Source organism: Brevibacillus sp. NPDC058079, assembly GCF_042885155.1.
Lineage (GTDB): Bacteria > Bacillota > Bacilli > Brevibacillales > Brevibacillaceae > Brevibacillus.
This window is the reverse complement of sequence record NZ_JBHVSO010000002.1, coordinates 107,366-132,085: the sequence shown is the minus strand read 5'-3', so window position 1 is coordinate 132,085 and position 24,720 is coordinate 107,366. Positions and strand designations below refer to the sequence as shown.

At 46.2% G+C, this 24,720-nt stretch carries 28 protein-coding genes; all 28 read left to right on the top strand.

The features are described 5' to 3' along the window. The first annotated feature begins 1 nt into the window (after position 1). The 28 genes from fliM to ACFVS2_RS07025 all read left to right on the top strand — a co-directional run bounded on the left by fliM (position 2) and on the right by ACFVS2_RS07025 (position 24,708). Positions 2-997, top strand: a complete 996-nt coding sequence (fliM, locus tag ACFVS2_RS07160; protein ID WP_016743325.1) for a flagellar motor switch protein FliM — start codon at positions 2-4, stop codon at positions 995-997. Further along, positions 990-2,351 carry a flagellar motor switch phosphatase FliY gene (fliY, locus tag ACFVS2_RS07155; protein ID WP_173617424.1) on the top strand — a complete coding sequence of 454 codons (1,362 nt, stop codon included), beginning with the start codon at positions 990-992 and terminating at the stop codon, positions 2,349-2,351. Before fliM ends, fliY begins: the two co-directional genes overlap by 8 nt. A 36-nt stretch (positions 2,352-2,387) precedes the next feature. After that, a complete protein-coding gene (locus ACFVS2_RS07150; RefSeq protein WP_007719294.1) occupies positions 2,388-2,750 on the top strand; it encodes a response regulator in 363 nt (120 codons plus the stop codon). Next, positions 2,750-3,430, top strand: coding sequence for a flagellar biosynthetic protein FliO (locus ACFVS2_RS07145; RefSeq protein WP_390232659.1), 681 nt, complete (start codon positions 2,750-2,752; stop codon positions 3,428-3,430). The genes ACFVS2_RS07150 and ACFVS2_RS07145 overlap by 1 nt, the downstream gene beginning before the upstream one ends. Next, complete coding sequence (fliP, locus tag ACFVS2_RS07140; protein ID WP_088908099.1) at positions 3,427-4,188, top strand: flagellar type III secretion system pore protein FliP; 762 nt, start codon at positions 3,427-3,429, stop codon at positions 4,186-4,188. Before ACFVS2_RS07145 ends, fliP begins: the two co-directional genes overlap by 4 nt. 30 nt (positions 4,189-4,218) lie before the next feature. Continuing rightward, complete coding sequence (fliQ, locus tag ACFVS2_RS07135) at positions 4,219-4,488, top strand: flagellar biosynthesis protein FliQ (RefSeq protein WP_007719290.1); 270 nt, start codon at positions 4,219-4,221, stop codon at positions 4,486-4,488. 3 nt (positions 4,489-4,491) lie between these two features. Then, on the top strand, positions 4,492-5,274 hold the full coding sequence (gene fliR, locus ACFVS2_RS07130) for a flagellar biosynthetic protein FliR (RefSeq protein ID WP_390232656.1): 783 nt from the start codon (positions 4,492-4,494) through the stop codon (positions 5,272-5,274). After that, positions 5,271-6,368, top strand: coding sequence for a flagellar biosynthesis protein FlhB (flhB, locus tag ACFVS2_RS07125; protein ID WP_390232654.1), 1,098 nt, complete (start codon positions 5,271-5,273; stop codon positions 6,366-6,368). Before fliR ends, flhB begins: the two co-directional genes overlap by 4 nt. Positions 6,369-6,386: 18 nt before the next feature. Beyond that, on the top strand, positions 6,387-8,429 hold the full coding sequence (gene flhA / locus ACFVS2_RS07120; protein ID WP_390232652.1) for a flagellar biosynthesis protein FlhA: 2,043 nt from the start codon (positions 6,387-6,389) through the stop codon (positions 8,427-8,429). Further along, entirely contained in the window at positions 8,426-9,772 is a 1,347-nt protein-coding gene (gene flhF / locus ACFVS2_RS07115; protein WP_390232650.1) for a flagellar biosynthesis GTPase FlhF, read from the top strand. The genes flhA and flhF overlap by 4 nt, the downstream gene beginning before the upstream one ends. A 4-nt stretch (positions 9,773-9,776) precedes the next feature. After that, positions 9,777-10,640: a MinD/ParA family protein gene (locus ACFVS2_RS07110; protein WP_390232648.1), complete on the top strand. Its 864-nt coding sequence runs from the start codon at positions 9,777-9,779 to the stop codon at positions 10,638-10,640. A 31-nt stretch (positions 10,641-10,671) separates the two neighbouring features. Further along, complete coding sequence (locus ACFVS2_RS07105) at positions 10,672-11,778, top strand: protein-glutamate methylesterase/protein-glutamine glutaminase (protein ID WP_390232646.1); 1,107 nt, start codon at positions 10,672-10,674, stop codon at positions 11,776-11,778. A 21-nt stretch (positions 11,779-11,799) separates the two neighbouring features. Next, positions 11,800-13,824: a chemotaxis protein CheA gene (locus ACFVS2_RS07100; protein WP_173617433.1), complete on the top strand. Its 2,025-nt coding sequence runs from the start codon at positions 11,800-11,802 to the stop codon at positions 13,822-13,824. A gap of 16 nt (positions 13,825-13,840) precedes the next feature. Then, positions 13,841-14,317 (top strand): chemotaxis protein CheW, encoded by a 477-nt coding sequence (locus ACFVS2_RS07095; protein WP_007719278.1) that lies wholly within the window; start codon positions 13,841-13,843, stop codon positions 14,315-14,317. A 5-nt stretch (positions 14,318-14,322) separates the two neighbouring features. Further along, entirely contained in the window at positions 14,323-14,949 is a 627-nt protein-coding gene (locus tag ACFVS2_RS07090) for a chemotaxis protein CheC (protein WP_173617434.1), read from the top strand. Then, on the top strand, positions 14,936-15,421 hold the full coding sequence (locus ACFVS2_RS07085; RefSeq protein WP_007719270.1) for a chemotaxis protein CheD: 486 nt from the start codon (positions 14,936-14,938) through the stop codon (positions 15,419-15,421). The genes ACFVS2_RS07090 and ACFVS2_RS07085 overlap by 14 nt, the downstream gene beginning before the upstream one ends. A gap of 3 nt (positions 15,422-15,424) precedes the next feature. Beyond that, complete coding sequence (locus tag ACFVS2_RS07080) at positions 15,425-15,808, top strand: hypothetical protein (protein ID WP_173617435.1); 384 nt, start codon at positions 15,425-15,427, stop codon at positions 15,806-15,808. Positions 15,809-15,824: 16 nt separating this feature from the next. After that, complete coding sequence (locus tag ACFVS2_RS07075) at positions 15,825-16,613, top strand: FliA/WhiG family RNA polymerase sigma factor (RefSeq protein WP_144614567.1); 789 nt, start codon at positions 15,825-15,827, stop codon at positions 16,611-16,613. A gap of 31 nt (positions 16,614-16,644) precedes the next feature. Next, positions 16,645-18,063 (top strand): flagellar assembly protein A, encoded by a 1,419-nt coding sequence (locus ACFVS2_RS07070; RefSeq protein WP_390232642.1) that lies wholly within the window; start codon positions 16,645-16,647, stop codon positions 18,061-18,063. A 46-nt stretch (positions 18,064-18,109) separates the two neighbouring features. Next, positions 18,110-18,448 (top strand): hypothetical protein, encoded by a 339-nt coding sequence (locus ACFVS2_RS07065; protein ID WP_390232640.1) that lies wholly within the window; start codon positions 18,110-18,112, stop codon positions 18,446-18,448. A 32-nt stretch (positions 18,449-18,480) separates the two neighbouring features. Further along, the gene (locus tag ACFVS2_RS07060) at positions 18,481-18,996 is read left to right on the top strand and encodes a DUF6115 domain-containing protein (RefSeq protein ID WP_390232638.1); all 516 of its coding nucleotides are present in this window, start codon (positions 18,481-18,483) and stop codon (positions 18,994-18,996) included. Continuing rightward, positions 18,971-19,642 (top strand): DNA polymerase III subunit gamma/tau, encoded by a 672-nt coding sequence (locus ACFVS2_RS07055; RefSeq protein ID WP_390232636.1) that lies wholly within the window; start codon positions 18,971-18,973, stop codon positions 19,640-19,642. The genes ACFVS2_RS07060 and ACFVS2_RS07055 overlap by 26 nt, the downstream gene beginning before the upstream one ends. A gap of 246 nt (positions 19,643-19,888) precedes the next feature. Continuing rightward, positions 19,889-20,599, top strand: a complete 711-nt coding sequence (gene rpsB, locus ACFVS2_RS07050; protein ID WP_069849249.1) for a 30S ribosomal protein S2 — start codon at positions 19,889-19,891, stop codon at positions 20,597-20,599. 139 nt (positions 20,600-20,738) lie between these two features. Further along, positions 20,739-21,626, top strand: a complete 888-nt coding sequence (gene tsf, locus ACFVS2_RS07045) for a translation elongation factor Ts (RefSeq protein ID WP_390232634.1) — start codon at positions 20,739-20,741, stop codon at positions 21,624-21,626. Between the two features lie 159 nt (positions 21,627-21,785). Then, positions 21,786-22,508, top strand: a complete 723-nt coding sequence (gene pyrH / locus ACFVS2_RS07040; RefSeq protein WP_106840312.1) for a UMP kinase — start codon at positions 21,786-21,788, stop codon at positions 22,506-22,508. A 2-nt stretch (positions 22,509-22,510) separates the two neighbouring features. Then, positions 22,511-23,068 carry a ribosome recycling factor gene (frr, locus tag ACFVS2_RS07035; protein WP_390232630.1) on the top strand — a complete coding sequence of 186 codons (558 nt, stop codon included), beginning with the start codon at positions 22,511-22,513 and terminating at the stop codon, positions 23,066-23,068. A gap of 66 nt (positions 23,069-23,134) precedes the next feature. Next, positions 23,135-23,905, top strand: a complete 771-nt coding sequence (locus ACFVS2_RS07030; RefSeq protein ID WP_173617442.1) for an undecaprenyl pyrophosphate synthase — start codon at positions 23,135-23,137, stop codon at positions 23,903-23,905. Positions 23,906-23,922: 17 nt separating this feature from the next. Next, positions 23,923-24,708 (top strand): phosphatidate cytidylyltransferase, encoded by a 786-nt coding sequence (locus ACFVS2_RS07025; protein WP_007719247.1) that lies wholly within the window; start codon positions 23,923-23,925, stop codon positions 24,706-24,708. Positions 24,709-24,720 lie beyond the last annotated feature (12 nt).

The following is a 24,720-nucleotide window of genomic DNA, read 5'->3' as shown; positions in this document are numbered from 1 at the left end:
TATGGCCGAGGTTCTCTCACAGAGTGAGATTGATGCGCTGTTGGCCGCCCTATCTTCGGGCGAAATGGATGCCAACGAGCTGAAAAAGGAAGAAACTGAGCGTAAAGTCAAAGTATATGATTTCAAACGCGCCCTGCGGTTCTCAAAAGATCAGATCCGTGGTTTAACGCGAATCCATGAAAACTACGCGAGGCTGTTGACCACGTATTTTTCAGCTCAGCTCCGTACCTTCGTGCAAATTACGGTTGCCTCCGTCGATCAATTGCCGTATGACGAATTTATACGTTCTATTCCCAAGATGACCATCTTGAACATCTTTGAAGCTCCTCCGCTGGAAGGAAGAATGGTTTTGGAAGTTAATCCAAACATCGCCTATACCATGCTGGATCGACTTCTGGGAGGACAGGGGGCGATTCCGGAAAAGATGGGCGCCCTTACGGAAATTGAAACAACGGTGATGGAACGCGTATTCGGTAAAGCGCTGGATACTTTCCACGAGGCATGGAAGCAAATCATTGAGCTAGATCCGTACCAGGAAGGTTTGGAGATGAATCCACAGTTCATGCAGATCGTCTCACCTAACGAGATTGTCGTGGTAATCTCCTTTAGTACCAAAATCGGCGATACAACAGGAATGATCAATCTCTGTTTGCCTCACGTGGTACTGGAGCCAATCATGACAAAGCTGTCTGGACAATACTGGTTCTCCAAACAAAAGAAAACGCGGGATGAAGAAGAGCGCCTGCGTGTAGAAGAGCGAGTAAAAGTAGCAAAATTGCCGATTGTTGCTGAAATGGGAACCGCTACGATTACAGTAGGAGATTTCCTACAGCTACAAAAAGGCGATGTGATTCAATTAGATCAATCGATCGACAACAAGTTGAAAATTAAAGTGGGCGACCACTTAAAGTTCTTGGGTCAACCAGGAACACATAAAGGAAGAGTCGCCGTACAGATTGATGAAGTCATAGAGGAGGGGGAGGAACAAAATGAGTAGAGATATGCTTTCTCAAGACGAGATTGACGCGCTGTTACGTGCGAACAACTTGGTTGAGGACGAAGAGGAAGCTGTGTCGGCAGTGACCCAGGATGTTGCTGAATTTCTGTCCCCGTTTGAACAGGATGCACTCGGAGAAATTGGTAATATCTCCTTTGGGAGCGCTGCTACTGCGCTATCTACTTTGTTAAGTCAAAAAGTGGATATTACAACCCCTACTGTTTCCGTAGTCAATGTCGATGAATTGGAAAGCGAATTTCCGATTCCTCACGTGGCCGTCCACGTGGAATATACTGATGGTTTCAAAGGAATTAACCTGCTAGTCATTCGCATGGAAGATGCTGCAGTTATCGCAGATCTGATGATGGGCGGAGACGGCAGACCAGCGAACACTGAAATGTCTGAGCTTCATATCAGCGCGGTTCAGGAAGCGATGAATCAGATGATGGGGTCCGCTGCGACATCCATGTCGACGATTTTCAACCAGTTCATTAATATTACGCCACCAGGCATTGATGTAATGGATCTGGCGCAAGGCAAGGGTGGAGACAGCTTCTCTGATGATGACAGTCCTCTGGTGAAAGTATCTTTCCGCTTAAAGGTAGGAGAACAAGGCGAACTTATCGATTCAAATATTATGCAACTTCTCCCGCTTTCCTTTGCGAAAAAGATGATTGATAGACTGGTTGGAGGTACAGGGGATGAAGCAGCAGCGGCGGCCCTCATAGATGAGATAGAGATGCCTTCTCTGCCTGCTATGAGTTTGTCGGCTCCTTCTATCCAATCGAGTGCGCAAGAGCAACCACAGAGCCACGTACCGCCTGTGGCGCCGCCACAACAGCAACAGCCGATGTATCAGCAACCGCCGGGTTACGCACAGCCGATGGGCTACCCAGGACAGCCGCCGATGTATCCTGACGCGTATGGACAACCAATGATGCCACCTGGCTACGCTCCATACCCAGGAATGTATCAGCAGCCGCCAATGGCTCCGCCAACACCACAGCATTTCGGAGGTCCTGCAGCTAGTCAGGCGAATGTAGTATCAGCACAATTTGCTCCACTTGGAGGTGCTCCTATGTATACAGGAGACATACAGAACTTAAACTTGCTTCACGATATTCCATTGCAAGTAACAGTTGAGTTAGGTCGTACGAAAAAGCTTATTAGAGAAATTCTTGACTTGTCCGCTGGATCGATTATACAGTTGGACAAGCTGGCAGGTGAGCATGTAGACATTCTGGTGAACAACAAATTAATTGCCAAGGGCGAGGTTGTCGTCATTGATGAGAACTTTGGGGTTCGTGTTACAGACATCATCAGTCAGATAGATCGTGTTCAAAAATTACAATAATACAATCAAGAGGGAAGTATTAGGGAGGAGCTATTCATGTCTAACAAAGTTTTAATCGTGGACGATGCAGCATTCATGCGTATGATGATCAAGGAAATTCTTTCGAAAAACGGGTACAGCGTCGTAGGGGAAGCAAGTGACGGTGCACAAGCAGTTGAAAAGTACAAAGAATTGGGACCTGATCTCGTAACCATGGATATTACCATGCCAGAGATGGATGGAATTTCTGCATTGAAAGAAATTAAAAAGTTGGATCCTAACGCGCGTGTGATCATGTGCTCCGCGATGGGACAACAAGCGATGGTAATCGATGCGATCCAGGCGGGCGCAAAAGACTTCATCGTAAAACCATTCCAGGCGGATCGCGTTCTGGAAGCGATCAAAAAGACAATGAGCTAATGATGATGATCCGGAATGCAGGGGCAAGACTCATTTTAGCCTTCAGTCTGATCCTGTTGCTTTTCGTCTCCTCCCTGCCGAGTACCGTTTTTGCGGAAGGTTCAGTAGCGGATGTGTACAACCAGGGAAAAGTGCCAACTAGCAATGCGTCCGCCGGCAGTGAACAGCCGGCGGCCATTCCGGGCAGCGGAACAGGAAGTATGATCGGGTATCTAGTTCAAGTTATCTTTTCACTTGGCTTTATTGCAGTATTGATCTTTTTATTGCTCCGTTTTCTTGGTCGACGTCAAGGGGCTCAAAGTCATGGACCGATTAAAGTGATTAGCGCTACTGCACTAGGCAATGGCAAAACACTTCAGGTTGTTATGATCGGCGAGTCATTGTACATCGTGGGAGTGGGAGAAAACGTTCAATTGCTTCGTAGGATCGAACCGGGCGAAGAGGCAGATTTGATTTTGGCTGACGCAGAGATCAAACCGATAAAAAGCCCATTCTCGCTAGAATGGCTCCCGTTCGGTAAGAAAAAGCAGGCAGAAGAAGAAATCTTGTTTTCTTCTGATATGGAGGGCAAAAGCTTTCAAGATCTGTTGCAGGGTCAATGGAACGACTTGAAAAATCGTCCAAACCAAACAGAACATTGGAAGAAAGAGCAAGCTCAGGACAGAGGGGACCAAAAATGAAATATTTTTTGCAGGTGCTGATGCTTGTCGCAGTGTTGCTATCCGTACCTGATATGGTCATGGCGGCGCCAGCGGGTACACCGCTTGTTCCGAGTATTGATTTAAAGATAGGCGGCGGAACAGGAACACCGCAGGAGACATCGACGGCCATTCAGCTGTTACTGATTTTGACAGTACTATCTGTGGCTCCAGCGATTTTGCTTTTAATGACCAGTTTTGCGCGAATTATCATTGTGTTGTCTTTTGTTCGAAATGCGTTGGCAACTCAACAAATGCCACCGAACCAGGTATTGATTGCCCTTGCGTTGTTTATGACATTTTTCATTATGGCTCCGACACTCGGACAAGTAAACGAAACAGCCGTGCAGCCATTTATGCAAGGAAAGCTAACGCAACAGCAGGCATTGGACGCAGCGGTCATCCCCTTTAAGGAATTTATGGCAAAGCAGACGCGTGAAAAAGATTTAGCACTTTTTCTGGAATACACAAAAGCCGAACGACCAAAATCGATCCAAGATATTCCTTTGAATGCGCTGGTACCTGCTTTTGCCATTAGTGAATTGAAGACGGCTTTTCAGATCGGCTTTATGATATTCATTCCATTTCTTGTAATTGATATGATCGTCTCCAGTATTTTGATGGGGATGGGGATGATGATGTTACCACCGGTTATGATTTCATTGCCGTTTAAGATTTTATTATTCATCATGGTGGACGGTTGGTATCTCATTGTGAAATCACTTTTGACCAGTTTTTAGCGACATTCCGAATGCCTCAGGAGGTAGAGCATGACACAAGAATTACTTATGCAGATTGCCCAAAGCTCTGTTTATACCATCCTGCTGATTTCGGCACCCGCACTTGGGGTCGCCTTACTGGTCGGTTTGATGGTCAGTGTCTTTCAGGCAACGACACAAATTCAGGAGCAGACACTCGCTTTCATTCCAAAGATCGTGGCCGTATTTGTCGTGATCTTGGCTGCTGGTCCATGGATGCTTCGGGTACTGCTTGATTTTACGATGGGGATCTTCGGTAACCTTCATCGTTTTGTTGGGTAGCATATGAATCTTTTTCTGATGTATCTGCCCGTATTCTTGCTTGTTTTTGTCCGAATGAGTGCCTTTTTTGTAACGGCTCCGTTCTTTTCCATTCGTGGTGTACCGAATCAGTTTAAAATCGGTCTCGCGTTTATCATTGCAGTCATCAGTTTTCAATCCTTGCCGGTACAAGGCGAGATTCCGATGGATTTGACATTTATTCTGTATGTCATGAAGGAAGCGCTTGTTGGTGTCATTCTTGGTTACATATGTGAAATGATGTTTATCGCCATTCAGGTTGCCGGTGGACTGATGGACATGCAGATGGGTCTCGCAATGGCAAACGTGATTGACCCTAAAACGGGTGCATATATCCCGGTGACAGGTAACTTCAAAAACATTCTCGCTGTCCTGTACTTTTTCAGTATTGACGGACATCACATGCTGATACGAGGTGTGATAAGCAGTTACCAGGTTATACCGGTGGATATCATGTGGGCGGCTTTCGGAAGCGAAAACGTCATGATGACAGCAATAAAAACATTTCAAACGATGTTTACGAGTGCGTTTATGATTGCGGCACCTATCGTCGTTGCATTGTTTCTGGTTGATCTCTCTCTTGGTATTATCGCCAAATCTGTCCCGCAGTTTAATATCTTTGTGGTGGGTTTGCCCATTAAACTGCTTGCCGGCTTTTTACTGCTTATCGTGGTGATGCCTGCGTTCTTGCTGACCCTGAACGGATTGTTTGGGAACATGTTCCGGGCACTTGCAGAAATGATGAATTCGCTCGGAGGATCACCATGAATCAATTGAGGCTTTCTTATCAAGTAGATCTTCAATTTTTTAATGGGGAAAAGACAGAAAAAGCTACGCCCAAGAAAAAGCAAGACGCACGAAAAAAAGGGCAAGTCGCGAAAAGTCAGGATCTTTCCCCAGCCCTATCTTTGACAGCATTTTTCTTTCTGTTAATGATGCTTGGCTCAACCATGCTAGGCACATTTCAAGATTTGATGCGTGAGTCATTGATTACATACACCACGTGGCAAATAAATGAAGAAAATTTAAAAGTCATCGTGATGCAGCTCGCATTTGAAGCGATAAAAATTGTAGGACCTATCCTAGGCTTGAGTTTTCTTGTCGCATTTGCGGTGAACTACATGCAGGTAGGCTGGCAAATTAGTACAGAACCCCTTCAAATGAAACTGGAAAAGATCGATCCGATTAAAGGGGCAAAACGAATTTTTTCCTTACGCTCGCTCGTAGAGCTACTGAAATCATTATTAAAAATAAGCGCAGGCATATATGTCGCGTACGTCATTTTGTGGAATGCAAAGGAACAAGTTGTACAGCTTTCCTTAATGTCTATCGGAGCAGTTCTATCGTTTACTGCCGAAGAGGTGACAAAGCTGGGAATCTATCTCGGGTTATTGCTTTTCATTCTCGCGATTCTGGACTACGCCTATCAGCGTTATGAGCATGAAAAGAATCTGCGGATGTCCAAGCAGGATCTCAAGGACGAGCATAAGCAAGCGGAAGGTGATCCGCTCATTAAAGGGAAGATTCGTGAACGGCAAAGAAGTATGGCCATTCGCCGTATGATGCAGGAGCTTCCCAAAGCGGATGTCATTATTACGAACCCGACTCACTTTGCCGTTGCCGTTCGCTATGACGCGAGTGCGATGAGTGCACCGACGGTAATCGCCAAAGGGCAAGATTATCTAGCATTAAAAATAAGGGAAGTAGCGAAAAAGCATCGTATCGTTACCATGGAAAACAAGCCCTTGGCCCGGGCTCTCTATAGTCAAGTTGAAGTTGGGCAACAAATTCCCGAAGAGATGTTTAAAGCGGTCGCGGAAGTTCTCGCGTACGTCTACAAGCTGCAAGGGAAAGTGAAATAAATGGAAGGAGGATAACCAGTGGGATTCAAATTTAAAGAAATTGGTACGATCCTTTTTGTCATAAGCATTGTTGTCATGATGGTAATCCCACTTCCTTCAGCGCTACTTGATTTGCTGTTGATTTTGAATATCTCCCTTGCATTGACCATCTTGCTTGTGTCGATGTATACAAAAGAAACTTTGGAATTCTCGATCTTTCCGACGGTTTTGCTTATTACAACACTTTTTCGACTAGCCTTGAACGTGTCGACGACGAGAAATATTTTATCGCACGGTGAAGGCGGTAAAGTTATTGAAACGTTCGGTAGCTTTGTAGTCGGTGGTAATCAAGTCGTCGGTTTCGTCGTGTTTCTGATCTTGATCATCATTCAGTTTATCGTAATCACCAAAGGTTCTGAGCGTGTCGCTGAGGTAGCAGCACGTTTTACGCTCGATGCGATGCCTGGTAAACAGATGAGTATCGACGCCGATCTGAATGCAGGAATGATCACAGAAGCAGACGCACGTGTCCGAAGAAAAAAGATTGAGAACGAAGCTGACTTTTATGGAGCAATGGATGGTGCCAGCAAATTCGTAAAAGGGGACGCCATCGCGGGTATTATCATTTTTATCGTAAATATTATCGGTGGTTTTATCATCGGGATGCTCATTCACGATATGAGCTTTGCCGAGTCTGCCTCTCGATTCACTACTATGTCTGTCGGTGACGCACTGGTGAGCCAGATTCCAGCGCTCTTAATCTCGACCGCAGCAGGTATTATTGTAACGCGTTCTACTTCTGGTGAAGGTCTTGGAGAAGATATCGTCAAACAAATGTTCAGCTTTCCGCGTCTTCTCTATATCGTAGCCGGATGCATGTTGTTGCTGGGGCTCTTTACACCGATTGGAATTCTGCCTGTACTTCCGGTATGCGGGATAATGGGTTTTGCTGCATGGAAAATGGAGAAGAACCAAAAGATGCAAATACAAGAATCCGCCGACAAGGTGGAAGAGCAACAAATGGAAGAAGTACGCAGTCCAGAAAGCGTCGTGAACCTGTTGCAGGTCGATCCGATCGAATTCGAGTTCGGTTATGGCTTAATCCCACTTGCTGATGTGAAGCAGGGAGGAGATCTGTTAGATCGGGTCATCATGATTCGAAGACAAATCGCACTCGAGATGGGGATCGTTGTACCGGTCATTCGTATACGTGACAACATCCAGCTTCGACCGAATGAATACATGATCAAAATAAAAGGCAACCAGGTCGCAAAAGGGGAAATCATGCTGGATCACTATCTGGCAATGAGCCCGGGGATCGAAGATGATTCCATTGTTGGGATAGAAACCGTAGAACCTGCGTTTGGATTGCCTGCATTATGGGTAACAGAAGAGAATAAGGAGATTGCTGAGCTGTCTGGCTATACAGTTGTCGATCCGCCTTCTGTTGTGGCTACACACCTGACAGAGGTCATCAAGCGACATGCCCACGAATTGTTAGGTCGCCAGGAAACAAGGGCCCTGATCGACAATGTAAGGGAGACAGCACCAGTTCTCGTAGACGAGCTGATTCCAAGTCTGCTCGCCATTGGGGACGTACAAAAAGTATTGCAAAAGCTGTTGCGTGAAAAAGTGTCTGTTCGAAATCTCCACGTCATCCTTGAAGCACTTGCGGATCAAGCCTTGTATACAAAAGATCCAGATGTACTCACAGAATATGTGAGACAGGCGATGGCGAGACAGATCACACTCCAATTTACGGAGCCAGGGCAACCACTTCATGTGCTTACAGCTGGAGCAGGATTGGAAAAAGCAATCTCTGAACGTGTGGAACAGTCTGAGCAAGGAAGCTATCTGGCGATGGATCCGGAAACGTCTCAGCGAATATTCCAAAACATGTCGACTGAAGTGAGCAAAATGATCAACTCGGGTCAACAGCCGATCATTCTTTCATCACCAGCGGTCCGAATGTACTTGCGTCAATTAGTAGATCGCATGATGCCAGACGTTCCCGTTTTGTCGTACAGCGAGCTCGAACCACATGTTGAAGTGCAAAGCGTAGGGATGGTGAACATTTCGTGAGGGTAAAACGTTACATTGTCGATTCGATGCCAGAAGCAATGGAAAAAATCAGGACGGACTTAGGAATGGATGCAGTGATTCTTAATTCCAAGCCGATCAAAACAGGTGGATTGTTCGGGATGTTTGGCCAACAACGAATCGAAGTAATCGCTGCTGTCGATGAAAAGGCATCCGAGCGAGATAATCCCACAGTAGCAGCTGAACATCGAACCAACAACGTTTTGCCCAAATCGCAGACGGGTACGTACACGGCTGCTCAAGCGTATCGAAGACCGCCTGTGACAAAAACATCAGAGAATCAACAAGTTGAATCAACAGGTAGGGAGCAGGTCGTGGCCGCGATGACACAAACCGCGGTTGCGACGCCTCCAAAAGAAGAGATCTCAGATATGAGAGTTGTGCAAAAGCAAGGAGAGCCAACTGAGCAGCATGCTCCTGTCACGACATCCAAAGAAAGAGCTTTACCCGCAAGCAATCATGACGCGATTGCCACTGAAATGCGAGATATGCGTCAAATGTTTCAAAAGCTGTTGGTGCATGACTTAAGTGAACAACTTCCTCCGGCGATACAGTCTATTCGTGCAAAGTTATTGAAGCAAGAACTGACTGAAGAGCTAACAGCAGAAATCATTCGAAAAGTAATGGAAATGCCGCAACCGGGTGAAAAGTGGACGGAGGAGGAAGCGTTTGTGGCATGCCGAACGATTATCACTTCGATGATCGAGCCATATACAGCATCTTCGCCAAAGCTGGGCAAGAACGTACGGTACGCTTTCTTTTTCGGGCCGACAGGGGTTGGAAAAACAACGACCATTGCGAAGCTTGCGGCGAACAGCATGTTGAGGGAAAAACGAAAAATTGGCTTTATCACGGCTGATACGTATCGAATGGCAGCTGTAGAACAATTGAAGACGTACGCAAATATTTTGAATGTCCCGCTGGAAGTTGTCTTTTCACCGAGAGAAATGGCGGCAGCGATGGAACGCTTAAGTGATTGTGACCTCATTTTTGTCGATACGGCTGGACGAAATTTTCGCAACGATGAATATGTGGAAGGCATTCGTGAATTGTTGGAGCATGGAAAAGACAGCGTGAACTACCTAGTACTTAGCTTGAGCTCCAAATTCAACGATATGAAAGCGATCGTCCAAAATTTTGCGGAAGTTCAAGTGAAGCAAGTCATTTTTACAAAAGCGGATGAGACGAACAGCTTTGGCACAATGTTGAATGTTTGTCAGGAGATGAATCTACAGCTCTCCTATGTAACCACAGGTCAAAATGTACCAGATGATATCGTTGTAGCTACACCCGAGCTGGTTTCAACGATGATTATGGGAGAGTAAACAGATGCGTGACCAAGCAGAGCAACTCCGTGAGCGGATGCTACAAAACAAGAAGACACGACCAACTAGACTGGTGACAGTGACGAGTGGAAAAGGTGGTGTCGGCAAGTCCAATTTCAGCTTGAATTTTGGGCTTGGTTTGATTGAGAAGGGTCATAAGGCGGTTTTGTTTGATTTGGATCTGGGTCTGGCAAATCTGGATGTATTAATGGGAATTACCCCAAAAAAGCATCTTTTTCATTTGTTAGAGCCAGATACGACTGTTTGGGACATTATCGAGCATGGGCCAGGAGGCTTAGAATTCATCGCGGGTGGTTCTGGATTTACGCAGATTATGCAGTTAGATGATGAGAAGCTAGATCGCTTATTCTCGCATCTGGACCCATTGCAAGGCTATGCCGACACAATCATTTTTGATACGGGAGCAGGTTTTTCAAAAGAATCTATGCGATTCATGCTCTCCTCTGACGAGGTCATCCTCGTTACCACCCCCGAACCACCAGCGATAACGGATGCATATGCAGTCATTAAGATGCTACACGCACGTAATCCCGCTGTCTCCATTCGATTGGTGATAAACAGAGCGTCGTCGGAGAGAGAAGGGAAAATGACGGCGGACAAGCTTGCGATGGTTTCCAAACGTTTTTTGAATATGGATATTCAGTCGCTTGGATATGTTTCGGATGATTCTTATGTTTCAAAAGCTGTTAAACTGCAGCGTCCTTTTCTACTTACATATCCACAATCGCAAGCCGCGAGAAGCATACGAAATCTGGTAGAACGGTATTTGGATGGTCCAGTTACTTCAGATGCTTCTGTTAGTGGTCTCAAGGGGTTTCTTGCGAAGTTGAGGCACTTCATACGATGAGACATAAAAGTAGGAAGGGAGCGACATTCGAATGAGCAAAATCCGCGTTCTCGTCACGGACGATTCTGCATTCATGCGTAAAGTGATTTCGGACATTTTATCAACGGATCCTGAGATTGAAGTGATTGATCGAGCCAAGAATGGACTCGAATGTATTGAAAAATGTAAAGCACTGGCGCCGGATGTTCTCACACTCGACATTGAAATGCCGGTTATGAACGGTTTGGATGCTCTGGAAAAGCTGATGAATGAGTGCCCGGTTCCGATCGTCATGTTGAGCAGCCTGACAAAAGAAGGGGCGGAAGCTACGATTCATGCGTTGGAACTAGGCGCGTTTGACTTTGTAACGAAGCCTTCTGGTCCAATTTCTCTCGACATCCACAAAGTGGGCGATCGTCTTATCGAGCGCGTGAAGGCTGCGGCAGCATCGAAAGTACGTTTGAAAAAGCAGATCTCTCGCGTAGTCAAACCGGTATCTTCCGAATCAAAAGCTGCACCGGCCTCTCCAGTAATCCGTACGAAAATACCGACCCCGCCTGCCGTGATGCGGTCACAAGTGGGTGGAAAGGCAAGACTGGTGGCTTTAGGTACTTCCACGGGTGGTCCTAAAGCATTGCAGAGTGTACTGACTGCAATTCCGGCGAATTTTCCGGCACCAATTGCCATCGTTCAACATATGCCAGCAGGTTTCACAAAATCGTTAGCAAATCGGCTAGACTCGTTATGCCAAATTCGAGTAACCGAGGTTGTCGATGGCGAGTATTTGGAAAATGGTACAGCTTACATAGCTCCAGGCGGCTTCCATTTCGAAGTTCGTCAAGTAAATGGGAGACTTCAGGCCTATTTACATCAAGAGGAGCCACGAGGCGGTCACAGACCGTCTGTCGATATCCTGTTTGAATCAGTCAGTCAATTGACAAATGTAGACAAATGGGCAATCATCATGACAGGCATGGGAAATGATGGGACTAAAGGGCTAAAACGCATGAAGGAGCTTGACCGTGTCACAAGTATTATCGAAGATGAGTCGAGTTGTGTCGTATACGGAATGCCACGAGCAGCGATTCAAGCAGGCTTGGCAGACAACGTGGCCCCATTAGAAAAGATTCCAGAGCTGTTGTGCAAGCTCTTGCACTGATTTTTGGGAGGTGGATCACCTATGGATATGAATCAGTATTTGGACATGTTTATTGAGGAGTCAAAGGAACACCTACAGGCAATCAACGCCAACTTGTTACTCTTGGAAAGTGATCCGGGTAATATTGGCCACGTCAAAGAGATTTTTCGTTCCGCTCATACATTGAAGGGGATGTCGGCGACCATGGGCTTTGAAGACATGGCGAGTCTGACTCACGAAGCGGAAAATGTCCTTGACCTGATCCGCAATCAGAAGTTAACGATTACCAGTGATATCATGGACGCTATTTTTCAGAGCGTAGATTTGATTGAAGGCATGGTCATCGATATCACAGAAGGTGGAGACGGTTCAGCGGATGTATCCGGTATCGTAAAGAAGCTGCGGGCGATTGTAGCAGGAGACTTTTCAGCCGAGCAGGAAGTAGCAGCTGCTACGATGGCAGTGGAAGCACCGCAAGAGGAAAGCACGCCTGCTGAAGATCATGAGCTGGATGATTATGCAATGATGGTCTTGAAGCAGTCTCAGGAGCTCGGAAACAACGTTTTGTGGATCAAAGTGACATTGAATGAAAACTGCTTGCTCAAGGCTGCTCGCTCTTACATGGTTTTTGATCAATTGGAATCCATGGGTGAAGTGATCAAAACGAAGCCAGCTGTTGAAGATATCGAGAACGAGCGATTTGAACAATCGTTTGAAATCGCCTATGTGACGGAGCAATCGATTGAAAAAGTTCGCACTACGATTCTTAACATTTCGGAAATCCAAGATGTGACAATCGAGACCATTCAATTGAAGAGTGAAGCTCCACCTGCTCCCGTAGTGCAACAGACACCAGCGCCAGCTGAAAAAGGAGCAGCAGAAGCTCCTCAGGCACCTGTGAAGAAGGCGACGGCTGGTGGAAAAACAATTCGTGTGGATATCGAACGCTTGGATATCTTGATGAATCTGTTTAGCGAATTAGTCATTGATCGCGGTCGTTTGGAGCAGTTGGCACGCGAGATCGGAAAGAATGAACTGCAGGAAACCGTTGAGCACATGAGCCGGATTAGTGGCGATTTGCAAAACATCATTTTGACTATGCGCATGGTTCCGGTAGAGCAAGTATTCAATCGTTTCCCACGTATGATTCGCGATCTGCAAAAAGATCTGAATAAAAAAGTGAATCTGGAGATTATCGGTGCGGAGACAGAATTGGACCGTACTGTCATCGACGAAATCGGGGACCCACTCAATCACTTGCTGCGTAACTCGCTTGACCACGGAATTGAGTCTCCAGCAGATCGGAAAAAGGCGGGTAAGCCAGAGGAAGGAAAAATCGAGCTCCGCGCTTTCCACAGTGGGAACCATGTATTTATTGAAGTAAAAGATGATGGTGCTGGAATCAATAAAGATAAAGTTCTCAAAAAAGCGCTTGAGAGAGGCATTGTCAATCCTGCTACTGCAGATAGCATGAGCGACAAGCAAATCCACGAGTTGCTTTTTGCAGCAGGCTTTAGTACAGCGGAAGTTGTTTCTGATATTTCCGGTCGTGGTGTTGGACTGGATGTCGTTAAGTCCAAAATTGAATCGTTGGGCGGTAGTGTCGGCGTAGATTCTGTGCGCGGCCAGGGCACGACTTTCCTCATTCAATTACCACTTACGCTCTCTATCATTTCCGCGATGCTGGTACAAGTGAAAGATGAGAAGTACGCTGTCCCACTTAGCTCCATCATTGAGACGGCTGTATTTAAAAAAGATCAAATCATGATGGCTCACCGCCAAAAAGTGATCGACTTCCGGGGACGTGTAGTTCCGCTCGTTTCGCTACAAGACATTTTCCAAGTGCCTGATAATGGGGAAACGATGGAAGATGAAGTGGCAGTCGTCATCGTACGTAAAGGTGAGAAAATGGCAGGCCTTGTCGTCGATTCGTTCATCGGCCAACAAGAGATTGTTCTAAAATCTCTCGGCAAATATCTGGTTAATGTATTTGCCATTTCAGGTGCAACGATTCTGGGAGACGGTCAGGTCGCGCTCATCATAGATTGTAACTCGCTGATTAAGTAGAAGGAGGGGCAGCCACATGCTCGATCAAAAAGAAGTCATTAGCGAAGTGAAAGTGATTGTCTTTCGATTGAAGGACGAAGAGTATGGCGTAGAGGTTCATCAGGTCAAATCCATTGAAAAGCTGGAGCACATCACAAGAGTTCCGCGAACGCCTAGTTTCGTCAAAGGGGTTATTAATCTGCGTGGCGTTGTGACACCGATTATTGACCTGCGCAATCGCTTTAGTCTCGAAGAAAGCGTCTATTCCGAAGCAACTCGAATCATTATCGTGGCCGTAGGTGAGTTGGAAGTGGGTCTCATTGTAGATGCTGCTAACGATGTTATCGATATACCAGTTGATGCGATTGAACCGCCTCCAGAGGTTGTTGGAGGAGTGGAAGCTGCTTATTTGCGAGGCGTCGCTAAGCTGGATAAACGACTGTTAATCCTCTTAAACCTCGATAAAGTATTGAGCACTGAGGAAATCAAGCAGTTGGACGCAATTGAGGGGTAAGTAAAATGGGCGATTTTACGAAGTTTGGGGATTTCCAATTTGACGTTTTACGGGAAATCGGGAATATCGGTGCTGGTCACGCTGCCACGGCTCTCTCCAAGCTCATACAAAAAGAAATCGATATGAAAGTTCCACAAGTGAAGATTATCTCCTTCGACGAAGTTGCAGATTTTGTAGGAGGAGCGGAAACTGTAGTAGTGACCGTCTTCCTCCGGGTTGAAGGCGATTGTCCAGGGAACATGTTTTTCATCCTTGATTTGGATTCTGCCAAGCACCTGCTCGAACAAATTACAGGAATTAATAAAGATGTATACGAGTGGGAAGAGCTGGAGATCTCAGCGCTGCATGAGATTGGCAACATCTTAACAGGTTCTTATCTATCATCGTTGGCTGATTTTACTCAATTAAATTTACAGCCGTCCGTACCTGCACTCGCTGTGGATATGGCTGGAGCTATTCTAAGTTATGGATTAATAGCGTTGGGTCAAGCGGGTGACTTTGCCCTCACGATTGACACCGCTTTTTTCGAAGGCAATGATCAAGTAAAAGGGAACTTTTTCTTAATTCCTGATCCTGAATCGCTCCCAATACTATTTCGTTCATTAGGGGTTCCGTTCGATGGAGATTATTAAGATAGGGATGGCTGATCTTGGTGTGGCAAAGCCGCCGAGTAAGCTCCGAACTACCGGTTTAGGTTCTTGCGTAGGGGTAGTGCTCTACGATCATATCCATAAAATTGCAGGGATGGCACATGTTATGCTTCCAGAATCGTCTTTGGCTAAAAGCGGGGAGCTAACGATAGGCAAGTATGCGGATACAGCAATCCCCCATCTGATTCAGTTGATGGTGAAGGCTGGCGCGGAGACCAGACACACAGTTGCGAAATTGGCTGGCGGTGCACAAATGTTCGCATTTTTAGGGAATAATGACACCATGCGGATTGGGCCTCGGAATGTAGAGGCATGCAAACTTGCATTGAAGGATGCTCATATAAAGATCGTGGCAGAAGATACAGGGGGAAACTGCGGTCGGACAATAGAGTTAGATGCCACAAACGGCATTCTTCAAATCAGGACCGTAAATCAAGGTGTGAAGGAAGTATAACAAATGTTAGGAACCATTTGGATTAATTTTGGATTAGGAATGCTCGCATTTCTTGTGACGCTGGGTACGGCTGTGGCGAGTAATGTCTGGCTCGTATCACTGGAGAGAGCAGGTATCGCATTTGTCCTATTCTTCCTCGCTGCATTTCCAATTCGTTGGCTGCTCGCAACGTTCATACAGTCATCTACTCCACCAATGGTTACGGACACGCTAGAGGGGACAAGCTCTCCTCTAGCAGAAGGTGGGGTCATTCTGGAAATTGGACAACAATTGGAACAGGAAGATCAAACATTTGCACCACTCTCGATCAACAAGATGGAAAGGATTCATCCTACTGAGGATCCAGCCACCGTTGCAGAGGTCGTTAGGCGCTTATCAGATGAGTAAAGGTTGGTGACTATTCGTGGCACGGCTAACCAGTCAAGAAAAAGCAAAAGAGTTCGATAAATGGGTCATGTGGAAGCAAGAGGGAAGTCGCGAGGCGGAGGTTGACTTGATCACGCGGTTTTTGCCACTGGTAGATAAGGTGGCAAATCGGTTGGCAATTAATCTGCCAGCAAATGTGGACAAGGATGACTTGATTAGTTATGGGCGCTTTGGGCTATTGGACGCTTTGGCTAAATTCGATCATACCCGGGGTCTCCAATTTGAGACGTACGCCATGTGGCGGATTCGTGGTGCAATGATCGATGGACTACGCGAGAACGACTGGATCCCTCGTACTGTTCGAGACAAGGCCAAAAAAATCGAAGAAGCATACACCACATTGGAACAGCAAATGCTGCGAATGCCAACCGATCAAGAAGTGTCTGATTATCTGGGAATAAGCAAAAAGGAGCTTCAACAGGTTTTCTTGGAAACCTCTCTTGCCAGCATGGTTTCTATCGATGAGGCAGTAGGGGATGAGGACGAACAAAAAACAGCAAGACATTCGTATATCATCGACGAGCTCACACCTCGCCCTGATAATGTGGCGGAAGTATCCAGCTTAAAAGAGGTTCTTGTAACGGTCATCGACAAATTGCCTGAAAAGGAACGATTGGTTGTCTCCTTGTTTTATTTTGAAGAAATGACCTTATCAGAAATTGCGGAAATCATGAGCTTGTCACCTTCAAGAATATCCCAGTTGCACTCCAAAGCTCTTTTCCGACTTCGTTCTGCGTTGTCCAGATGGAAATCGCAATTGATGTAAGGGGACATTACCCAAGCTTGAGAGGGGTAGAATGATGGAAGGGATCGGGAAATATAAAATAGAAGTAAGAATTTCAGCTGATAAATTGGAGGCTGAGTTACTTCTCCGTGTGGACGAACAAGATATCGACGAAATTGTCATCTTGGAAACAGATGTATACAAAGCATTACAAACAAGCAATGTGAAGTATGGAATTCTCGATGATGTAGTTCAGAACTTATGTACCTTACCTGCGAAGTATGCAAACGCGAGAGTAAAGGTTGCTCTGGGGATTGCACCTGTGGCCGGAACAGATGGGACTATCGAGTACCCCTATTTGGCATCTATTAATGAAGGGGAAGGTCCAAGAGAGCTAGAGGATGGCCGTGTTGATTTTTATAATGTGACGACAATCCCTAATGTGGCAAAAGGGCAACTCTTGGCACGTAAAATACCAGCAAGCCAGGGACAACTAGGCACAGCAGTTACCGGAGAGCCCATCGCTCCCAAAGCCGGCAAGGAAATAAACATGAAGCCTGGGAAAAATGTTGTGCTTAATCAAGAGCGGACAATGCTATACGCCGCTATTGACGGACAAGTCTCCTTTACGGAACAGGCAAAAATGAACGTGTTTCCCGTATTTGAAGTAAACGGGGATGTTGATTTTGGTGTTGGCAATATTGATTTTGTGGGAACGGTGGTCATTCGCGGGAACGTATTGAATGGCTTTCGCGTAAAGTCATCAGGAGATATACGCGTACTTGGTAGTGTAGAAGGGGCCGAGTTGTACGCAGAAGGCTCCATTGAAATCAAAAGCGGGATTGTTGCCCAGGACAAAGGCTGCATTGTAGCGGGGAAAGATGTCCGGACCTCCTTTATCCAAAACGCCAATGTAACGGCTGGGAATCAAGTGATTGTTTCTCAAAGCATCATGTTCTCAACCGTACGAGCCGGAAAGCAAATCATTTGCAAAGGGGCAAAAGGCTTCATCATTGGCGGCGTGTTGCAAGCTGGGGAAAAGATTGTCGCTCGAGTATTTGGGAACAGCAGCGCCACTCCTACGATACTCGAAGTAGGAGTCAAACCGGAATTAAGACAAGAACTGGCGAACATTCAAAAAGAACTACAAAATGTGTATGAAAATTTACGCAAAACAGATCAAGGCCTAGGCGTTATTAATCAGATCCTTCAAGTCAGCAAAGAACTTCCAGCAGACAAACGTCTCATGCAAATCAAGCTAACCAATACTCGTCTGGTTCTGGAAAAAGAAAGCAAGGAATTAGAAGCACGCAGAAATGATATTGAACTCGAGCTGAAAGGGGAAGGACCATCAGCTATTGAGGCATATCATGTGATGTATCCAGGAATTAAAATGACGTTTGGAAAACTGGTGCACTTTATCAAGCACGAGTATGCGAGAACGCGATTTATTGTGCTGGACGGTGAAATTAGCACTGCAACTCTTATCTAATCCAGGATGCTTACATACTTAGTGTGACAAAGGGAGTTGGGGCCATATGAGTTTGAAAGCGGTTGAATTGCAGGTGGCAATACCACGCACGCTAGAAGTCAGCCGAATTCAGGAGCATCAGCAACAACGAACCATGCATGAACAACAATCAATGATTGATCAGCGAAGAGACCTGGATGAACATATGCGCCAGCGCCCGAGCGATCTTGAGCAATCACAAAAGAACCAGATACGCGAACGAGAAAAAAAGCAAGGACAGCAAGAACATCAGGACAAAAAAGAATCCGCTGGAAGTCAATTGTCCGAATCGAGCGAAGGTGTATCTGCGAATGCTGATCTCATGAGAGATCCATTGCGTGGACGTATTATAGATATTTCTTTATAAACGAAGTCAAGCCAGAAATAAAGGTGGACAACATGGACGTAGTGTATCCCATCCTGATTGGAGCAGGAATGATCAGCATGCTTCTTGCTTTTTTCATTAAAAAGAAGCAGCCTGTTGACTCCTTTTCCTCAATACCGACACAACGCACGACGGACAAAGACGAGCTCGAAAAAAGCGTGCAGCGTCTTCAAAAACAGGTAAAGCAAGAAACCAATCTGCTTGCTGCAGAATGGCAGGAAATGAGAGCGGATCTTCTCGAGGATATCGCTAGTTTGAGCAAGCGATTAGACAATGTGGAAGAACAATGGAAAAAGAGTGAAACTCATAAGCAAGAAGCTCCAAAGGATACGAATAGGATAGAACCAGCACCTCAAGCTCAAGAGGTGGATATGCTGGCACTGCGAGAACGTTATCGCCGTGCCTTTGAGCTGAGTAAAGAAGGTTTGTCTCGGGATGAGATCGCAAAACGACTCGGTGCCGGCAGAGGGGAAATCGATTTGATCTTTTCCTTGGCTGACAGGCATGAGCGAGGTCTTGCCGATGCGTAAACAAGAGCTGTTATTTGGATTTGGAGCAGGACTGATAGTGGCTACCTCCATTATCGGACTGTTAGCGCCTAAGCAAACTGCGCAAGCCCCAGCCATGACTGTCGATCAAATGAAAGTAGCTGCACAAGAGCTGGAAATGGTCGTACTTACAGGAGAAGAATACAAACAGTGGCAGGAAGAAAAGAAGGTGAACGTACAGCCAGCTCCTGGAGTGCCTAAGGCCCCAGTTGCGCCTGTGACAAAGCAACCGCAAACGCCAGCTGTACAGCCTACAACACCTGCAGCTTCATCAGAGCAAAAGGTGATTCCGCCAACGAATCCAGTGAGTAAGGACGGCCAGCTTACTCCAACCGTACCGAATACACAGACACCAACGTCACCCAATACGGTGGCTCCTAAAGCTCCGACTGTGGAAGCACCAGTAGCAGACAAGAAGGTATCTTTCACTGTACCTTACAAAGCAACTGCAGAAGATGTAGCGCAGGTTCTAGTCAAGGAAGGAATTCTTCCTGCCGACAATCAATTTGTGGCCCAGCTACGTGCAAGCGACAAGCTAAATCGTATTCGTGTCGGTACCTATGAAGTGTCGACCACTGCCAAGGAAGCAGATATCGTCAAGTTGATAACAACGCCGCCTAAAAAATAGGCGGTTTTTTCAATGTAACCAAATGTGTCCATTTGTCGTCTGCCAAGAAGGGTCAAAACTTTTTTTACGAAATAAATGGAATTCGTTTGTTGCAATTGAAACTCCCATATGATATATTCATTTACGGTGTTGAAATCGCACGTCCACCAATTCCGGCAACGGTGCTGCCTATGGCAGAATTGCTTGGAACATGCGGTGAGACGGAGGTAGGCATCACAAAAACCATTTTTGAAGGAGGTGTGAAATATGGCAGTAATTTCGATGAAACAATTGCTCGAGGCTGGTGTACACTTCGGTCACCAAACTCGTCGTTGGAACCCGAAAATGGCTCGCTATATCTTCACCGAACGTAACGGAATCTACATTATCGACCTGCAAAAAACCGTTAAAAAAGTAGAGGAAGCGTACAACTTCGTACGTGAACTCGCTCAAGACGGCGGTAAAGTGCTCTTCGTTGGTACGAAGAAACAAGCACAAGAATCCGTTAAAGAAGAAGCAGAACGCACAGGTCACTACTTCATCAACCAACGTTGGTTGGGTGGTACTCTGACAAACTTCACTACTATCAAAAAACGCACTTCTCGCTTGGCTGAGCTGAAGCGTATGGAAAACGATGGTACTTTCGAAGTATTGCCTAAGAAAGAAGTTATCGTTCTGCGCAAAGAAATGGATCGTCTGGAAAAATTCTTGGGCGGTATCGCTCACATGGATAAACTGCCTGACGCTCTGTTCGTTATCGATCCTCGTAAAGAGCGCATCGCTGTAGCAGAAGCTCGCAAATTGGGTATCCCAATCGTTGCAATCGTAGATACTAACTGCGATCCAGATGAGATCGATTATGTGATCCCAGGTAACGATGACGCAATTCGCGCTGTGAAATTGCTCACTGCTAAAATGGCAGACGCTCTGCAAGAAGGAAACCAAGGTACAGAGCAACAAGCAACAACAACTGCGTAAGCATGTGTGTTAAAGGGTGGACTGAGGGTGTCAGAACCCCCGTCCATCCTTTTTTGCTGATTAGCGTCGCCGAGGTGTTAACAGGCGGCTTGCTTTTCGACTATAATAGGATCGTAACTTTTCGAGGAGGTTTCACTCAATGGCAATTAGTGCACAAGCGGTTAAAGAACTGCGCGAGCGTACAGGCGCAGGTATGATGGATTGCAAACGCGCGTTGGAAGAAACAGCAGGCGACATGGAAAAAGCAATTGACTTGCTCCGTGAGCGCGGTGTAGCGAAAGCAGCGAAAAAATCCGGACGTATTGCAGCTGAAGGTTTGACTGGAACTGCGGTAGCTGGAAACGTGGCAGCAGTTGTAGAAGTAAACTGCGAAACTGACTTCGTAGGTAAAAACCCTGAGTTCCAAACACTCGTAAAAGACATCGCTGAGCACGTTGTATCCCAACGTCCTGCAACAGTTGAAGAAGCTCTGGAGCAACCATTCAAAGGTGCTGGCGAGACTCTGGGTCATGTAATCAACGAGAAAATCGCGACTATTGGAGAAAACATCTCCTTCCGTCGTTTTGTACTTTCTGAGAAAACTGACGCTGGCGTATTCGGCGCTTACCTGCACATGGGTGGCCGTATCGGTGTATTGGTAACTCTGGAAGGCACACAAGACGAAACACTGGCAAGAGACCTGGGCATGCACGCAGCTGCATCCAACCCACGTTTTGCTAACCGTGAAGAAGTTTCCGCTGATGAGATCGAACGTGAGCGTGAAGTTCTGAAAAACCAAGCACTGGCTGAAGGCAAACCTGCTAACATCGTTGAGAAAATGGTAGAAGGCCGCCTCTCCAAATTCTTCGAAGAATACGTACTGGTTGAGCAACCATTCGTAAAAGATACTGACAAGAAAGTAGCTGTTCTGCTGAAAGAAGCAGGTGCTACCTTGCAAGGATTCGCTCGCTTCCAAGTAGGCGAAGGCATCGAGAAGAAACAAGAAGACTTCGCAGCTGAAGTTATGGCTCAAGTTAATAAGCAATAATAAAGGAAATAGGGAACACCTTCGTGTTCCCTATTTTCAAAGCGAGAGTTTCACTTTGTGTGAAACTCTCTGCATGTAAATAGCAGTGTGTACCTGTTCCCAATTAGAAGGAATGAAGACTGGGCACAGAGAATGATTCATGAATGGAGGCCGTTTCACATGCCACTTCCTGCCTATAAACGGGTTGTGTTAAAGTTGAGTGGGGAAGCTTTGGCGGGGGACTTAGGGTATGGTATTGACCCAAAGGTAATTTTCTCCGTCGCTAACCAGATCAAGGAAATCGTAGAATTGGGTGTACAAGTCGCTGTAGTCGTCGGAGGAGGTAATATCTGGCGCGGACTTTCCGGCAGCTCGAAAGGCATGGATCGGGCAACAGCCGATTACATGGGGATGCTGGCCACAATTATGAACTCACTCGCCTTGCAGGATGGGTTAGAAAAAGTGAACGTCCCGACTCGTGTTCAAACCTCGATTGAGATGAGACAGGTAGCAGAACCATACATACGCCGTCGTGCCATTCGTCATTTGGAAAAAATGCGCGTGGTCATCTTCGCTGCCGGTACTGGTAACCCTTACTTTTCAACAGATACGACTGCTGCTCTGCGTGCAGCTGAGATTGAAGCTGAAGTAATCCTGATGGCGAAAAACAAGGTAGACGGTGTGTACTCTGCAGACCCAAGCCTTGACCCGAACGCTAAGAAGTACGACCAGTTGACATTCCTGGAAGTGCTGAATAAAGGTTTAGGTGTCATGGATTCAACAGCGTCTAGCTTGTGCATGGATAACAGTATTCCGTTGATCGTCTTTAACATTTCTGATGAAGGCAATATTCGTCGGGCAGTAATGGGCGACAAAATCGGTACTCTAGTGAAAGGGGAATAATTATGCCACAAACTGTGCTAAAAGACATGGAAGATCGCATGAATAAAGCGATCAATGCTTTGAAAAAAGATCTGTCCAGCCTGCGTGCAGGCCGAGCGAACCCAGCAATGCTGGATCGTGTAGCTGTAGACTATTACGGTTCACCAACACCGATTAGCCAATTGGCTAACATCAGCGTGCCAGAACCACGTATGCTGATCATTCAGCCATGGGACAAAACGGCACTCAAAGAAATTGATCGTGCCCTGCAACAATCGGATCTGGGTATTTCCCCATCCAATGATGGTGTGGTCATCCGTCTGATGATTCCTCCACTCACAGAAGAGCGTCGTAAAGACCTAGTGAAGCTGGCTGGAAAAGGTGGAGAAGAAGCAAAGGTAGCGATTCGTAACATCCGTCGTGATGCAAACGATGAAATTAAAAAGCTGGAAAAGGCTGCTACCATTTCTGAAGACGATTCTCGTCGTCACCAAGAAACTATCCAAAAGACTACGGATAAATTCATTGCTGAAGTTGACAAGACCGTCAAGGACAAAGAGAAAGACATTTTGGAAGTATAGGTAATGGTAATCCCCCTCTTTTGAGGGGGATGTACGTCTATATCTCTCATTACGGGGGAACACTTTATGTTAGAACATCTGGCGCGCAAATGGGGCCGCAAAGAAAAGCAATCGGAGCCAGCCGAGTTCGATCGTTCCGGTAAAATTCCGGAGCATGTGGCAATTATTATGGATGGCAACGGTCGTTGGGCCAGTAAGCGCAGTTTACCCCGGGTTGCCGGGCACCGTGCAGGTATGAAAGCAGTAAAAGAAGTCGTGAAGGTTGCAGACGAGATCGGCGTTCGTTATATGACGATGTACGCATTCTCTACCGAAAACTGGAAGCGTCCACGCGATGAAGTGGATTTTCTCATGAAACTTCCGCAGGAATTTTTGTCGACAGAATTGGATGAATTAATAGAACGTGGTGTCCGCATACGCATGCTGGGCAGTAAAAGCGAGCTGCCTTCTCATACGTTGAAAGCGTTGCTGGAAGCAGAAGAGAAAACGAAGGACAATAGCGGTTTGCAATTGAATTTTGCTCTGAACTATGGCGGGCGAGATGAACTTGCAAAAGCATTTTCAGTGATGGCAGCACAAGTAAAAGCAGGTGAGCTTCAACCAGAGCAACTGACTGAGGAATTGATATCGAGCTACCTGTATACAAGCGAAATTCCCGATCCAGACCTCTTGATTCGCACAAGTGGAGAGATTCGCTTGAGTAACTTTATGCTGTGGCAATTGGCATATACAGAATTATGGTTTACGGATGTGCTGTGGCCTGATTTTACCCGTGAACATTTTTATCAAGCAATCGTGGAATACCAAGGCCGAGCTCGTCGCTACGGGGCGGTATAGCCGAGAGGTGGAATCAGTTGAAGCAACGTATAATAACAGGCCTGATTGGTGGGGCTGGTTTTCTATTATTGATGTATGCTGGTGGAGTTTGGTACTCACTTTTGGTGTTTTTACTGGCTGTCATTGGCTATTTTGAATTTATGAGAATGGCTGGCATTCAGTCATTTTATTTGGCAGGATTGCTCGGATATGTATTGATGTTAAGCATTTTGTGGCCGTCTCTATTATTTTCGGATTGGCTCAGTATCAGCATGCCGGATCTGATGCTGCCCGTCATCCTGCTCTTGTTGATTTACTCCGTTTTACGGAAAAATCAGTTTCACATTGAACACGTCGCCCTTACGTTGGTGGGGGCGTTATACATAGGCTACGGTTTTACTTACATGGCCGCTACCCGAAACCTACCTGAAGGATTCATGCTGACGGTCATGGTCATTATGGGAATATGGTCGACTGATTCGGGCGCCTATTTTGTCGGAAAAGCAATAGGTAAGCGTAAACTTTGGCCAGAAATAAGTCCAAACAAGACGGTAGAGGGAGCCTTAGGAGGTCTCGTTGCTTCTGTCCTGATTGTTCTTTCCATCAATGCAAGCTTCGGACATTTTGCGATTGATCAGGCTTTGACCATCGCTCTTGTTGCGGGGATCGTCGGGCAATTGGGTGATTTGGTTGAGTCGGCTTTCAAGAGACATTTCCATGTAAAAGATTCAGGACAGCTCATTCCGGGTCACGGGGGCGTTTTGGATCGCTTTGATAGCTTTTTGCTCGTCTTTCCGGTTCTACATCTATTAGGTATTGTCTAAAACCTTTTGCAT